Source organism: Nostoc sp., assembly GCF_036917315.1.
Taxonomy (GTDB): domain Bacteria; phylum Cyanobacteriota; class Cyanobacteriia; order Cyanobacteriales; family Nostocaceae; genus Nostoc.
This window is the reverse complement of the sequence record NZ_JBALDR010000012.1, coordinates 86,432-100,608: the sequence shown is the minus strand read 5'-3', so window position 1 is coordinate 100,608 and position 14,177 is coordinate 86,432. Positions and strand designations below refer to the sequence as shown.

The 14,177-nt window shown below is 41.1% G+C and carries 12 protein-coding genes; 10 read left to right on the top strand and 2 right to left on the bottom strand.

Annotated elements, in window-relative coordinates:
- Positions 1 to 241 precede the first annotated feature (241 nt).
- The 4 genes from V7K84_RS05355 to V7K84_RS05340 all read left to right on the top strand — a co-directional run bounded on the left by V7K84_RS05355 (position 242) and on the right by V7K84_RS05340 (position 5,971).
- Entirely contained in the window at positions 242 to 2,500 is a 2,259-nt protein-coding gene (locus V7K84_RS05355) for a hybrid sensor histidine kinase/response regulator (protein ID WP_334836811.1), read from the top strand.
- 215 nt (positions 2,501 to 2,715) lie between these two features.
- The gene (locus V7K84_RS05350; RefSeq protein ID WP_334836810.1) at positions 2,716 to 3,678 is read left to right on the top strand and encodes a chemotaxis response regulator protein-glutamate methylesterase; all 963 of its coding nucleotides are present in this window, start codon (positions 2,716 to 2,718) and stop codon (positions 3,676 to 3,678) included.
- A 182-nt stretch (positions 3,679 to 3,860) separates the two neighbouring features.
- Positions 3,861 to 5,255, top strand: a complete 1,395-nt coding sequence (locus V7K84_RS05345) for an ATP-binding protein (protein ID WP_334836809.1) — start codon at positions 3,861 to 3,863, stop codon at positions 5,253 to 5,255.
- Between the two features lie 407 nt (positions 5,256 to 5,662).
- Positions 5,663 to 5,971 (top strand): NIL domain-containing protein, encoded by a 309-nt coding sequence (locus tag V7K84_RS05340; protein WP_334836808.1) that lies wholly within the window; start codon positions 5,663 to 5,665, stop codon positions 5,969 to 5,971.
- A 77-nt stretch (positions 5,972 to 6,048) separates the two neighbouring features.
- Here the strand turns inward: V7K84_RS05340 and V7K84_RS05335 are convergent, their stop codons facing one another.
- Together V7K84_RS05335 and V7K84_RS05330 are read right to left on the bottom strand one after the other, a co-directional pair.
- Positions 6,049 to 6,726 (bottom strand): response regulator transcription factor, encoded by a 678-nt coding sequence (locus V7K84_RS05335; protein WP_012407592.1) that lies wholly within the window; start codon positions 6,724 to 6,726, stop codon positions 6,049 to 6,051.
- A 421-nt stretch (positions 6,727 to 7,147) separates the two neighbouring features.
- A complete protein-coding gene (locus tag V7K84_RS05330; protein WP_289796905.1) occupies positions 7,148 to 7,306 on the bottom strand; it encodes a hypothetical protein in 159 nt (52 codons plus the stop codon).
- 499 nt (positions 7,307 to 7,805) lie between these two features.
- On the opposite strand from V7K84_RS05330, the gene groES reads away from it, so the two are divergent.
- The 6 genes from groES (at position 7,806) to V7K84_RS05300 (ending at position 14,162) form a co-directional block, all read left to right on the top strand.
- Positions 7,806 to 8,117: a co-chaperone GroES gene (groES, locus tag V7K84_RS05325; RefSeq protein WP_094348596.1), complete on the top strand. Its 312-nt coding sequence runs from the start codon at positions 7,806 to 7,808 to the stop codon at positions 8,115 to 8,117.
- Positions 8,118 to 8,226: 109 nt separating this feature from the next.
- Positions 8,227 to 9,861 carry a chaperonin GroEL gene (gene groL / locus V7K84_RS05320; protein WP_012407589.1) on the top strand — a complete coding sequence of 545 codons (1,635 nt, stop codon included), beginning with the start codon at positions 8,227 to 8,229 and terminating at the stop codon, positions 9,859 to 9,861.
- 83 nt (positions 9,862 to 9,944) lie between these two features.
- Positions 9,945 to 10,757, top strand: coding sequence for a DUF4351 domain-containing protein (locus V7K84_RS05315; protein ID WP_334836807.1), 813 nt, complete (start codon positions 9,945 to 9,947; stop codon positions 10,755 to 10,757).
- A gap of 344 nt (positions 10,758 to 11,101) precedes the next feature.
- Positions 11,102 to 11,881, top strand: coding sequence for a class I SAM-dependent methyltransferase (locus tag V7K84_RS05310; protein WP_334836806.1), 780 nt, complete (start codon positions 11,102 to 11,104; stop codon positions 11,879 to 11,881).
- 66 nt (positions 11,882 to 11,947) lie between these two features.
- Complete coding sequence (locus V7K84_RS05305) at positions 11,948 to 12,886, top strand: SPL family radical SAM protein (protein WP_334836805.1); 939 nt, start codon at positions 11,948 to 11,950, stop codon at positions 12,884 to 12,886.
- Complete coding sequence (locus V7K84_RS05300; protein ID WP_334836804.1) at positions 12,879 to 14,162, top strand: photosystem II assembly protein; 1,284 nt, start codon at positions 12,879 to 12,881, stop codon at positions 14,160 to 14,162. Before V7K84_RS05305 ends, V7K84_RS05300 begins: the two co-directional genes overlap by 8 nt.
- Positions 14,163 to 14,177 lie beyond the last annotated feature (15 nt).

Here is a 14,177-nt window from a genome sequence, read left to right as displayed (position 1 = left end):
TGTATACACAAGTCTTTTAAAGTTGCTGCGTAACGTAGGGTGGGTTAATTTTTGTAGGTCGATGCAACAAACGTGCAGGGCAATGCAACAAAGGTGCGGGGCGATGCAACAAACGTGCAGGGCGATGCAACAAACGTGCAGATGAAGAGACTTGTGTACACCACCGTAGCTTCGTAGGAGAGGGGTAGGGGGAGAGGTTCTTCCAGGATTAATGAATCGGTGTGTCTAGGAAGGTGCAGTAATGTTAGAAGAATTTGATGTCAGCAATCTTTCCTTGCTTGATTTATTCAACATGGAAGTAAAAGCTCAAGTTGTGGTATTGAACGATTGCCTGTTGGCACTGGAAACTAAGCCCGATCCCCAACTAGAACTGGCAGCTTTAATGCGAGCAGCCCATTGTATCAAAGGCGCTGCGCGAATTGTCCAAATCGATCCGGTTGTCAACCTTGCCCACGTCATGGAAGACTGCTTTGTGGCGGCTCAAGAGGGAAAAGTTACCTTAACTGCCGATCGCATTGATGTATTGTTGCAAGGGGTAGATATGCTCCTGCGGATAGCGGAAACGGTTACAGCCAACCCAAATTTGCAGCTGTTAGAAAATATCGGCATTCAATCATTGGTGAGTGCGATCGCTAATATCCTAACTCTAGAGGCAACCTCTACAGAAATTCATCCCCTAGTAACAACAGCGCAGTTAGAAGACAACCAACAGACAACCCTGATTTCCCCATCCCCATTAGAAGAACTGGGCATCACCCAAAATCGGGCGGTGCGAATGAGTACTGAAAATCTGAATCGCTTGATGGGTTTAGCAGGAGAGTCTTTAGTTGAGGCGAATTTATTAGAACCATTTGCTAACTCTTTGCTGAAACTGAGAAGCAATCAGGGGGAATTGTCCAACTTGCTGGAGAAGTTGCAGGAGTTATTGGGCAACTATCATCTGGATCGGCAAATTAAGGAAACCTTGAGTGCAACTCATCAAAAAGCTAACGAATGTTACCAGATGATGAGCGATCGCCAAAACGAACTAGAACAATTTTCTCAGCGTTCTGCTAACCTTGCCCAGCGCCTCTATCAAGAAGTTATTGCTACTCGAATGTGTTCCTTTGCAGATGGGGGACAGGGATTTCCGCGAATGGTGCGCGACTTAGCTAGACAATTGAGTAAACGGGTGAAACTGGAAATCGTTGGTAAGTCTACTTTGGTAGATCGAGATATTCTAGAACGTCTAGAAGCTCCCTTGACTCATATCCTGCGGAATGCGATCGATCATGGGATTGAATTGCCCCAAGAACGTCTAGCAGCAGGAAAGCCAGAAGAAGGAATTATTCGGATTGAAGTTACACATCGCGCCGGAATGCTGTTTATCACCGTTGCAGATGATGGGCGGGGAATCGATATCGAGTTTTTGCGCCAAGTTGTGATCGGCAAACAACTGACAAACCCGGAAATGGCAGCCCAACTTACCGAAGTTGAGTTGATGGAGTTCCTATTTTTACCTGGTTTCTCCACAACCCAGACTGTAACTGAAATTTCGGGTAGAGGTGTGGGGCTGGATATCGCCCATAGCACAGTGCGGGAAGTTGGCGGCACGCTGCGGGCGGTTTCTGTGTTGGGAAGGGGTATGACCTTTCACTTACAGTTACCCCTGACACTATCTGTGATTCGCACCCTGTTGGTGGAAATTGCTGGCGAACCTTATGCTTTTGGACTGACACGCATTGAAGAGGTGTTGATATTATCGAAGTCTAAGATTGCTGTATCGGAAAATCGCCCATTTTTCGTCATAAATAATCAACCTGTGGAGTTGATTTTAGCAAGTCAAGTTTTAGAGTTAGCCTCGCCTGCGGTGAATATAGAATCGCTATCAGTGATTGTAATTAGCGATCGCTTCAATCGTTATGGATTAGTTGTAGATCGGTTTCTCGGTGAGTGCAATTTGGTTGTCCGCCCCCTAGATCCCCGCCTGGGTAAAGTCCCGAATATTAGCGCCGCCGCCCTGATGGATGATGGTTCTCCGGTGTTGATTGTCGATGTCGAAGATTTAGTCCGTTCCATTGCGAAGGTGTTTTCCAGCGGACAACTTTCTCAGGTAAATCAGTCTGCTCATCAGGCAGTTACCAAAACTTACAAGCGAGTATTAGTAGTAGATGATTCAATAACTGTGCGCGAAATGGAGCGCAAACTTTTGGAAAACAATGGTTACAAAGCTGAAGTGGCGGTTAATGGCATTGATGGTTGGAATGCAATCCGCAGCGGCGATTATGACTTGGTGGTGACAGATATTGATATGCCCCGGATGAACGGCTTTGAACTCACCAGCCAGATAAAAACTCATGCCAAGCTGAAGCAAATACCTGTGATTATCGTTTCTTACAAAGACCGGGAAGAAGACCGACTGCAAGGGTTAGAAGCAGGTGCAGACTACTACTTAACTAAGAGCAGCTTTCATGACGACACTCTGTTAAAGGCGGTGATTGATTTAATTGGAGAAGCATAAACCAATTTTAGATTTTAGATTTTGGAATAAATCTTTTGTAGAGACGGCGATTTATCGCGTCTCTTGCCTTAACCGAACTATTTATTGTGTCAACTTTAAATTAAGAAATCAAGGAATCAACCACAAATAAAATTAACAATAAACCTTTGACAATCCAAAATCCAAAATCCAAAATGGTATAGCCTGTGAGAATTGCGATCGCTAACGATATGTTCATGGCTGTAGAGGTACTGCGGCGGGCTGTAGTAAAAATACCAGGTTACAAGCTGGCGTGGGTTGCCTACGATGGTGCGGAAGCTGTGAGCAAGTGTGCGGCTGATACTCCTGACTTGATTTTGATGGATGTGCTGATGCCCAGTATGGATGGAGTAGAAGCTACACGGCATATCATGAGGCAATCTCCCTGTGCGATTGTGATGGTAACAGCTAGCGTTAATCGCTATGCAGCCAAGGTTTTTGAAGCAATGGGGTATGGAGCCTTGGATGCTATCAATACGCCAATCTTAGGTGATGATGGGCTACTAAATAAAATTGCCACGATCGCCCGTTTAATTGGTAAATCTTCATATCGGCGATCGCCGCCTGTCCATCACTCAAAATCACTTCCACCTCTAATCGTTATCGGGGCTTCCACTGGTGGCCCCCAGGCATTGAAAACTATTCTCTGCCAATTTCCTCAAGACTTTTCGGCGGCGGTGGTTATTGTTCAGCATATAGATGCCCAATTTGTTCAAAGTTTTGCCGCCTGGTTGAATGAGCAAATTCCTCTGCCTGTGCAACTAGCGATCGCAGGTTCTACACCACAGCCTGGTAAAGTTCTGCTTGCTGGCACAAACCATCATTTAGTGATGCGTCCCGACCTCACTATTGGCTATGACAAAGAACCACTACATTTTTTCTATCGTCCATCAGTTGATGTTTTCTTCAAGAGTGTGGCTAAAAATTGGACTGGAAAGGGGGTTGGGGCGTTGCTGACGGGGATGGGTGGAGATGGCGCTCAAGGCTTAAAACAATTGCGCGAAGCAGGTTGGCATACTATTGCTCAAGACCGCAAAACTTGCGTTGTTTATGGTATGCCGAAAGTAGCAGTGGAATTAAAAGCTGCGGTGGAGGTTTTGCCAGTTGAGGCGATCGCATCAGCCTGCATCAATTTTACGGGAAAATACTTAATTAAATAGCAAATTTTATATCACGGTAATACACATATTTGTGTTAAAGCAAATACTTAAAATATCTTTACGAACTATTTCAAAACACTAATATAATGATTTACTGAGATATAATTGCGACAATCACAAGCTAGTATATTTAACTTATTAGTTTGTAGTCGTGAAAACAAAGACCTATTTAGAGGTGCTAAATGAACCCGCAAGAAACAGCACTCTTACAAATATCTCAAAAGACAGAAAGATTATCACCAAAGTGGAGTGAACCACAAACCCCACAAACTGCGCCATTTATTCTGGATACCAAAATATGCACAGTCAGACTTTTGCTAATTGACGATCAGGTAATTATCAGCGAAGCCTTCCGTCGGATGGTTGCGACAGAAACAGATATTTCCCTTCACTACACAAGTAATCCAGCTAAAGCTATTCAAGATGCGATCGCCATAGAACCAACGACGATCTTTTTGGATATGATCATGCCAGATATCGATGGATTAATGTTACTGCGTTGGTTTCGCTCTCATCCAGTAACTCGTGATATTCCGATCGTCATGCTATCCAGTAAAGAAGAAGCAAAGCTCAAAGCAGAAGCTTTTACTGAAGGCGCGAATGACTACCTAATCAAATTACCAGATCCAGTTGAGTTAATTGCCCGCATTCGTTATCATTCCAAAGCTTACAATAACCTCAAAGCCCTCACTACTGCAACTGCTACTGCCCAACTTCAAGCACAACAGTTAGAAAATACCTTACGAGAATTACAAACTACCCAAGTTCAATTGATCCAGACAGAGAAAATGTCTAGCTTGGGCCGGATGGTTGCAGGTTTAGCGCACGAAATTAATAATCCTGTTAATTTTATTCACGGGAATTTTAATCATCTTAATAACCATGTAAACTGTCTTTTAAATTTAATCCAACTATATCAACAAGAACATCCAGATTCGTATTCTTTATTTGAAGAGAAGTTTGGCGACTTTAATATTGATTTTATCATCGATGATTTACCAAAAATTCTTTCATCCATGAGGATAGGAACCGATCGGATTCGTGACATCGTGCTATCGCTAAAAAACTTTTCTCGACTCGATCAGTCAGAGAAAAAAGCTGTGAATATTCATGAAGGTATTGAAAGTACTTTATTACTTTTAAATCATCGACTACAACCAAAAATTGAAATTATAAAAAAATATGGAAATCTCCCACCAGTTCAATGTTATCCAGCACAACTAAACCAAGTATTCATGAATATCCTTAGTAATGGCATTGATGCTTTACTAGAGCTAGATAATCATATCCAAAAGCAAATTGTGATTCAGACTGAAGTAACTGAATTAGAAACAGTCATAATTACATTTAGAGATAACGGTGATGGAATAGATTCCGAGATTCAAAGCAAGATATTCGATCCTTTTTTTACAACTAAACCCATCAACAAAGGAACGGGGCTAGGTTTAGCAATTAGCCATCAAATTATTCAGAAACATCAGGGAAATATCCAGCTAAAGTCTGAATTTGGCTATGGAACTGAATTTGCGATTGAAATTCCAATAGCATTAGCTGTTAATCATAAAAGCGACATTTAAATTAAGACTTCACCGGATAATTATTTTTTAGGGCGTTGATTTATCTTCTAACAAAATTTAACTTATAAGTTTCTAAATAAGAATGCTGAATTCTGTTTTAATAAATAGATAATCCATTAAATGCTAATACTATTTGGTTAAGACAAGAGACGCGATGAATCGCCGTCTCTACAATAATTTATCGCATCTTTGCGCTCTATAATTTTTATCAAAAAACCTTAACCGAACCGTATTGCATTAGATGCTATCGCACTTGTTTATCGGAATCCGTAATTCATCTCATCTAATCTTCATGATGAATTATGAATCATTTGCTACCGCTTGCGTACATGGGATGAGTGACGCTAGTGTTAAAAGAAATCGTGCAAAGCTAAACCCTTATCCAACAAATCGAATAGGAAGCTACAATGGCAATTCCAGATAAACAAGTAAAATCTAATACTGATATTTTAGATAATAGACGCACCCAAACTCGCATCCAGGTTCGCATTCCTGAAGACCTGCATGAGGAACCAGTCATTTCACGACTGGTTTCTCACTATGGAGTAACAGTCATTATTGCTGATGCCGAGGTAAGTGCAAACGTGCCACAATATAGCTGCTTCGATCTGGAACTGCGAGGTACTGTTTCTCAGATTGAAAGCGCCCTAACTTACCTGGATGAACTGGATTTAGAAGTTTTGCACCAATCCAGCCCTGAAGAAGATGGTTGGTAAATTGAGTGCTAAGTCCTGAGTTATGAGTGCTGAGTCAAAAACACTCAGCACTCAGCACTCAGCACTCGTTGCTGATTTTAGGCCATTTGATTTTCAATCGCCCACCGCGCTAGTTCAGTGCGATTGTGGAGATTAGTTTTGCCCAACATATTGGACACATGGCTTTCAACCGTGCGCTGACTAACATTGAGTTCTTCAGCAATTTCACGGTTAGCTAAACCCCTAGCAACAAACTGAACTACTTTCAGTTCGGTTGGGGTTAATTGCACATCGAAGGGAACTTGGATACGGGAACCGTTTTCGCCTCCTTTTGCTTGGTGTTCTTTCCAACGGATAGTTTGTTTCAGCGAGGATTCAACTTGGGCGACGAGTTCTTCTGGTTCAAAGGGCTTGACCATATAAACATCAGCACCTTTGTTCAGACCTTTAACTCGGTCTGCACTTTGTCCCTTAGCTGAAAGGAAAAGAACCGGAATCCAGCTGGTGCGTTCGTTTTGCCGGACTTGTTCCACAAAAGTATATCCGTCCATTTCCGGCATCATCACATCGCAGATGATCATGTCTGGAACATCTTGCTCTAAAATTTCCAGAGCTTCACGTCCATTTTCAGCGGTGATGACTTCATATCCCCGGAATTCTAAGTAATCCTTCACCAGCAAGATGAGGTTAGGGTCATCATCAATCAATAGAAGTCGTTTGTGATCTTTCATGCTGGGCTCTTTCATAGCAGTGGCACTTGTCGCGCTTCGGTCCATCAAAGTCTTGAATATTTATCCTCTATGGTGGGTTATTCGAGATGTTGTCCTTTTTCCTACTTAACTTGCCTTTGCTGTCTCGAAGTCTCAAAAATGCCGAGCACTTTCAATAGACTAGTAGCTCGATAGCAAAAGTCCAGCAAGGATACGTATAGCAGTAGTATCTATAATGCGCTATTATATATCGCTTTGAAAGGGGCGGGGTAAAAAACACTGATTAAATAATAATCTTTCGGACTCACAAGTAAGTATTGGCTTAAAGATGACCCTACCTCAAAACCAACCCGCACTTTCTTAAAGCTTACTGCTATACCATATCCTTTAGTTGTTAAGCCTCTATGAGGTGTTCACAAGAAACTAGGGAAGTTTCTGGCAAAAGATGGATTGAAAACGCATATTCTTCTACCACCTTATTGCCTATTCAGTGTTCTCGGATGATCCGCAGGGTAACTTCCGGGTTTGCTTGGCGATACCAGACACCATCAGGGTAAACCACCATTATCGATCTAGAACAAGAAACACGCAAGCAATTAGCTTTAGTTTTGATAGACGCAAATAGAATAACTTTAGTGCGGCTCATCGAGTTTTAAATCTTTAAGTCGCTTTTTTAAGTAATCCCAGAATTCCAGACTAGCTCCTTTTGGGCAGCAATTGCCTGGTTAGCGCAAATAAAAATGTATTGCTGAATTTTTGCAAGTCCTAAGCTTTCTACACAATTACTCAGGGTCTTATGTTCCAGAGACTTAGTAGTTTTGGGGATTTTATGGCTGGACTGGCTGGCTGTCACTGTATTGTTACTTATCGAGTGGCTCCCTGATTACAGTTCTATAACAATTTGCAAGCTTTGCAAATAAAGTTGACTGGGGAGTGGAGAAGAATTCTCATACCTCCCTACTCCTACTCTCTTCGTAACTTATGGAACAAAACCCGCAAAGTAGAAATAATTAAGCATTTATACTTAAGTACATCTATGACCCTCTAGTTCGGGAACCCGTACTCAAGGCATTCTTGCCATTAGACGCCACTTTTCGGTAAATTAGCACTCAGGAGTTGAGAGTGCTAAACTGGAGAAAATAATTATGGCAGCTTTATCTCTAAGCGTTTCTACAGTTAAACCTTTAGGCGATCGCGTTTTCGTAAAAGTGAGCGCCTCTGAGGAAAAGACCGCAGGTGGTCTGTATTTGCCCGATACCGCCAAGGAAAAGCCCCAAGTAGGGGAAGTAGTGGCCCTTGGCCCTGGCAAGCGTAATGACGATGGAAACCGTCAGGAATTGGAAATTAAAGTCGGCGATAAGGTGCTGTACTCTAAGTACGCTGGTACTGACATCAAGCTCGGCACTGAAGAATATGTACTGCTTTCTGAAAAAGATATTTTAGCAGTTGTTATCTAGTGGGGAGTGGGGAATAAGCAATAGGGAACGTCAAAGACAATGCCCGATGCCCAATACCCAATACCCAATTCAAGAAAAAAATTGACTTACTCCCGGAATTTAGACACCTATGGCAAAGCGCATTATCTACAACGAAAACGCCCGTCGCGCCTTGGAACGAGGCATTGACATCCTGGCTGAGGCTGTAGCTGTTACCCTTGGCCCCAAAGGTCGTAACGTAGTTCTAGAAAAGAAATTTGGCGCACCGCAAATCGTCAATGACGGTGTAACGATCGCTAAAGAAATCGAATTAGAAGACCATATTGAAAACACTGGTGTAGCTTTGATTCGTCAAGCTGCTTCTAAGACCAATGATGCTGCGGGCGATGGCACCACAACTGCTACCGTTTTAGCTCATGCGATCGTCAAAGAAGGCTTGCGGAACGTTGCAGCTGGTGCTAACGCAATTTCCCTGAAGCGTGGTATTGATAAAGCTACTGCCTTTTTGGTAGACAAAATCAAAGAACACGCCCGTCCAGTGGAAGATTCCAAAGCCATTGCCCAAGTTGGTGCGATCTCGGCTGGTAATGACGAAGAAGTTGGTCAGATGATTGCCCAAGCAATGGACAAGGTGGGTAAGGAAGGCGTAATTTCCCTAGAAGAAGGGAAATCTATGTTCACCGAGTTGGAAATCACTGAAGGGATGCGCTTTGACAAAGGCTACATCTCTCCTTATTTCGCTACTGACCCTGAGCGGATGGAAGCGGTTTTTGATGAGCCTTTCATACTGCTAACCGATAAGAAAATCGCTTTGGTACAAGACCTCGTACCAGTGTTAGAGCAAGTAGCTCGTGCTGGTCGTCCTTTGGTGATTATTGCCGAAGATATTGAAAAAGAAGCTTTGGCAACCTTGGTAGTAAACCGTTTGCGCGGTGTACTCAACGTGGCTGCTGTTAAGGCTCCTGGCTTTGGCGATCGCCGCAAAGCACTACTAGAAGACATCGCTGTTTTAACTGGTGGTCAACTAATTACCGAAGATGCTGGTTTGAAGCTAGATAACACCAAGCTAGATAGCCTGGGTAAAGCTCGCCGGATCACCATCACCAAGGACAGCACCACAATTGTTGCCGAAGGTAACGAAGCTGCTGTTAAGGCTCGTGTAGAACAGATTCGTCGTCAAATCGATGAAACCGAATCTTCTTACGACAAAGAGAAATTACAAGAGCGTCTTGCTAAACTCTCTGGTGGTGTTGCTGTAGTGAAAGTTGGTGCAGCGACCGAAACCGAAATGAAAGACAAGAAGTTGCGCCTAGAAGACGCTATCAACGCTACTAAAGCTGCTGTGGAAGAAGGTATCGTTCCTGGTGGTGGTACAACTCTGGCTCACCTTGCTCCTGAATTGGAAGTTTGGGCAAAGAGCAATCTTAAGGATGAAGAGTTGATTGGTGCGTTGATTGTCGTTCGCGCCTTACCTGCACCTCTGAAGCGGATTGCTGAAAACGCCGGTCAGAATGGTGCTGTGATCGCTGAACGCGTGAAAGAGAAAGAATTCAACGTTGGCTACAACGCTGCAACAAACGAATTCGTCGATTTGTTGGCTGCTGGTATTGTTGACCCTGCGAAAGTGACTCGTTCTGCTCTGCAAAACGCTGCTTCCATCGCTGGTATGGTGTTGACAACCGAATGTATTATAGTTGACAAGCCTGAGCCTAAAGATGGCGCTCCTGCTGGCGCTGGTGCTGGCGGCGGTGACTTCGATTACTAATACTTTGTAGTTACATAAGTTGAAAAACAGCTGCTTCCCTTGTGGAGGTGGCTGTTTTTTTGTGTCAAAAGAAGAGGAAAAGGGTGAGTTACGACAACGCTTGTAAATATTTAGCTGAACAGTACCCTGCTGATTTTGTGCGTTGGTTACTTGGGGTAGAGGTGCAACAAATTGAAGTATTAAAAACGGAACTCACGCTTGAACCAATTCGCGCGGATTCTGTGACATTTTTGCAAGCAGCTAACCAAATTTTGCACATTGAATTTCAAACTTTGGCGAAATCTAATCCGGCGCTTAATTTCCGAATGCTTGATTATTCTGTGAGATTGAAGCGCCAATACCGTTGTCCTGTAGTGCAAGTGCTAATCTTTTTGCAAGAAACTACTAATGAAATGGCTTTTACTGAAGAATATCGGGACAACACGACGATTCACCAATATCAGGTTGTTCGTCTTTGGGAGCAAGATTCAACACTATTTTTAGTTAATCCGGCGCTGTTACCTTTAGCAAGTTTGACGCGAACTGACTCGCCACAAACTTTGCTGGCACAAGTAGCTGAACAAGTCGCTACAATTCCAGATAGGGAGGAGCGACAAAATATTGCAGGTTGTGTAGAAATTTTGGCGGGTTTGCGGTTTGATAAGGATTTGGTTCGGCAATTTTTGCGGGAGGATATTATGAAAGAGTCTGTAATTTATCAAGATATCGTTCAGAAAGAAGCGTTTAAATTGATTAGTCGTCAGTTGAAACGGCGTTTTGGTGATATTGATGGATCATTAGTTGAGCAGGTTCGGAATTTATCTGCTGAACAGTTAGAGAATTTGGGAGAGGCGTTGTTAGATTTTTCGGAAGTGGCTGATTTGATAGCTTGGTTAGAGCGGCAGGAGAGGGACTAAAGTTTTTACAGAAGGATATTATTAAATAGTCTGCAATTTATCAAGATATTTTGCAGCAATAAAACTAGGTTAATAAACTATAATCTGATGTCTACTAAATCAGCCTTTTTAAGAAATTGACGCATCCTTTAGAGTAATTAAGCACTGTATTTAAAAAAATAAATTTACATCTATATTTATTTGCAGACCTTGTATCAGCGTTTTCATAAGGACTGTGATTTTGTCTACATGGTTTATCGATTTGGCATAGACCTTAAGAGGCGATCGTGTTTTAACGACTTTAATTTTTATCGTATCGCTTTTCTGGACTAGAGCGATCGCACTTCTATTTTCCATAAAAACCCATGAGCCAAATTAATCCTGAAACAACCCCCTTACATATCTTAAACCCACTCAACCGATTTTCTGACAGAGCAGAAGATTATGTAAAATATCGACCAAGTTACCCCATAGATGCAATTGATATTATCTTGGAAGGATTAGGTGAAAATTCACAACTCGTAGCAGCAGATATTGGCGCAGGTACAGGAATTGCTTCAAGATTGTTAGCTGAACGGGGGGTTAATGTCATAGGCATAGAACCAAACGCGGCGATGCGAGAAGCTGCTAAACCACATCCTTTGATAGAGTTTTGCGATGGAACAGCAGAATTTACCCAACTCCCCGATCATTCAGTTGATTTAGTTACTTGTTTTCAAGCTTTCCACTGGTTCAATCCCGAACCAACTTTATTGGAATTTAAGCGCATTTTAAAACCATCAGCACGCTTGGCTGTGGTGTGGAATAACCGCGATCGAGAAGATGCATTCACTACAGAATATAGCCGCATAGTCCGCGAAGCATCTAATAATCATCCAGCAGAATCTAGAATGCAGTCGGTAGAGCCACTATTAGTAACTCCCTATTTTATTGACATCCGTGAATATAATTTTACTTATAGACAACAGTTAGATTTAACAGGACTTATTGGACGAGCAATGAGTGTTTCTTACCTTCCGCGTGAAGGTTTGGCATACGAACAGCTTATTGATAGGTTTCAAGAATTATATCAGCGCTTTCGTGATGAGAGTGGTTTTGTCTATATGAGCTATCGCACTAGCGTACACCTTGGGGAAGTAATTTAAAAATAAAAATGGGAATCATAAAAAGTAGGGTGCGTTAATTCACTCTCAATAAATATCAGGATTCACATGGCACAACCAAAATATGAAGGTTATTGCGAATGCACTCCTACGAAATTAGTCCGAGAAAAATTTGGAGATGTCAATGTTTATGCTCAAAACGCTAAATCACTCTTAACAAAAGCTACTGGTTTTATTGGTAATTATGATTTCACTCTAAATCCTTACAGGGGATGTCAATACGGTTGTAGTTATTGCTATGCTGCTGCATTTACTCCTAATGCTCAAATGCGCCAAGATTGGGGTAAATGGGTAATTTTTAAGGAAAATTCTGCTGATATTTTAGCGAAAGAATTAAAAAAATGGTATGTAAAAAATCCCCAGACTCCTCCTAGTATATATATGAGTAGCGTTACCGATCCTTATCAACCACTTGAGTCTAAACATCAATTGACTCGTCGGTTGTTGGAGGTAATGCTAGATGTGAGGATTGACGGTTATCCAACTCCAACCTTGGTGATTCAAACTCGTAGCCCAATTATTACTAGAGATATTGATTATTTACAACGATTTAAGCGATTGCGAATTAATATGAGTATTCCCACTGGGAGCGAATTAGTAAGAAAAGATTTTGAACCGCGATCGCCCAGTATTAAAGCTAAACTAAATGCTATCACTAAAATCAAACAAAGTATTGATTACTTCAAAGGTTTTCTTCCTAAAATTTCTATCACTATTACCCCTCTACTTCCTACTTTCCCAACTGATGAAACTGCTTTTATTGACAAATTAGCTATCGCCGATAGGGTTGTAATTCAAGCTTTTCATGCTAGTAACAGTCGTTCTCTTATAGCATCAACTCGCCAAGAAGCTGAAGAAATTAAGCAAAAATACTCTTGGTGGTATGAGGATGAGAAATTAAACTATATTAAATTTAAGGAAAAGTTAGTTTCTCGGCTTCCAGGTGTAGAAATTATGGAAGGCAAAGAAGGATTTGGTTATGAATAATCCTATCGTAAATTGGTGGCGAAGTCAGCAGTTTAAATTATCTTTAAAGCGCGGGGATATCCGACGTGCAACCCAATTATTGCAAGAGATTCAAAAATCGGGTGCAACATTATCATGGTTAGAAAAACTATTTAGGGATAAACTTCAACTTGAACGTTATTCCCAAGAATATAAACGACAAACAGAAACTTTAAGTAAACAACTAACAGAAGCATCTCAGCAAAAAGATGATTTGATATTAATCCCAGATGATGAGTTTATTAAATATATGTATAAAGCTTTTCATTTAATACAGCACGATGAATCTAAACTGCAATTTACTGGTATTGATGAACGTATATTTGATGATTTTGAATCAAAACTAGTTGAATATCTCAAAGAAGAATTTAGTAAGATTCCTGAAAAAAAATTATTTATTAAGCTAGAAGATGCTCTTGAAGATATTAATAACTTAAAAATTGGACAAGATCCAGGCTACCGTTTTAGTCTAACTCCTCATGTCTACTTTATGAAGTATTTTTTAGACAATGTATATTGCATATATTTAGCTTGGTTTCTCATTTACCAGGATGCTTTTCTACCAAGTAAGGTTAATATCCTTGATATTGCAGCAGGGCCAGGAACAGTTGCTTATGGTTTAGCTTTATTTCTCCAAAGTAGTAGCGGTTTTTTTCATATCCCGCAAATGCACATATCTTACTACTCTTTAGAAAAACAAGATGCCTTCCAATTTCGTGGACTTCAGTTTTGGCGACGATATATAGAATCACGTCTAACCCCAGTAAATGCTTTCTTCCGCTTTGTTACTACTGATATTTTTACTTGGAAAACTCAGTCGAATAATCTACCCAAAGATTTTTTCGACTTTATCGTAATTTCCCACTGCTTCTTTATAGATAAAGCTAAGAGGGTTGAAGCTAATAATACTTACAAGCAAATATTTGCCAGTAGCTTAAAAAAATCAGGCTATATTCTACTAATTGTGCAAGATAAGAAATTATTCAAAATTTACGACGTTCACCAAGTTGAAAATCAAGAGCAAGAAAAAAATGTAGTGGAGAAATTTCTGGCAGAACTTGGATTAGAGTTAGTCTGGTATAAATATTTAACCTCAACAGATTCAAGAAAACCTTTGCCTGGTGTTGAATTTGGTAAGTTTGCTAGAGAAAAATTACCAAAGCAACTGTATATGAGTCCAATACTTCAACAGTATTTTGGTCAGAAGCATCACTTACACTATACATTAGATGATTATGTAATCTTGGCGAGAAAATAATGAGAAATTGCAAGT

Bases quoted from the DNA above. Each gene is read 5' to 3' on its own strand.
- V7K84_RS05310 (WP_334836806.1), top strand. From the start codon at position 11,102: ATGAGCCAAATTAATCCTGAAACAACCCCCTTACATATCTTAAACCCA.
- V7K84_RS05305 (WP_334836805.1), top strand. From the start codon at position 11,948: ATGGCACAACCAAAATATGAAGGTTATTGCGAATGCACTCCTACGAAA.
- V7K84_RS05330 (WP_289796905.1), bottom strand. From the start codon at position 7,306: ATGAGCCGCACTAAAGTTATTCTATTTGCGTCTATCAAAACTAAAGCT.
- V7K84_RS05345 (WP_334836809.1), top strand. From the start codon at position 3,861: ATGAACCCGCAAGAAACAGCACTCTTACAAATATCTCAAAAGACAGAA.
- V7K84_RS05350 (WP_334836810.1), top strand. From the start codon at position 2,716: ATGGCTGTAGAGGTACTGCGGCGGGCTGTAGTAAAAATACCAGGTTAC.
- V7K84_RS05300 (WP_334836804.1), top strand. From the start codon at position 12,879: ATGAATAATCCTATCGTAAATTGGTGGCGAAGTCAGCAGTTTAAATTA.
- V7K84_RS05335 (WP_012407592.1), bottom strand. From the start codon at position 6,726: ATGGACCGAAGCGCGACAAGTGCCACTGCTATGAAAGAGCCCAGCATG.
- groES (WP_094348596.1), top strand. From the start codon at position 7,806: ATGGCAGCTTTATCTCTAAGCGTTTCTACAGTTAAACCTTTAGGCGAT.
- V7K84_RS05355 (WP_334836811.1), top strand. From the start codon at position 242: ATGTTAGAAGAATTTGATGTCAGCAATCTTTCCTTGCTTGATTTATTC.
- groL (WP_012407589.1), top strand. From the start codon at position 8,227: ATGGCAAAGCGCATTATCTACAACGAAAACGCCCGTCGCGCCTTGGAA.
- V7K84_RS05340 (WP_334836808.1), top strand. From the start codon at position 5,663: ATGGCAATTCCAGATAAACAAGTAAAATCTAATACTGATATTTTAGAT.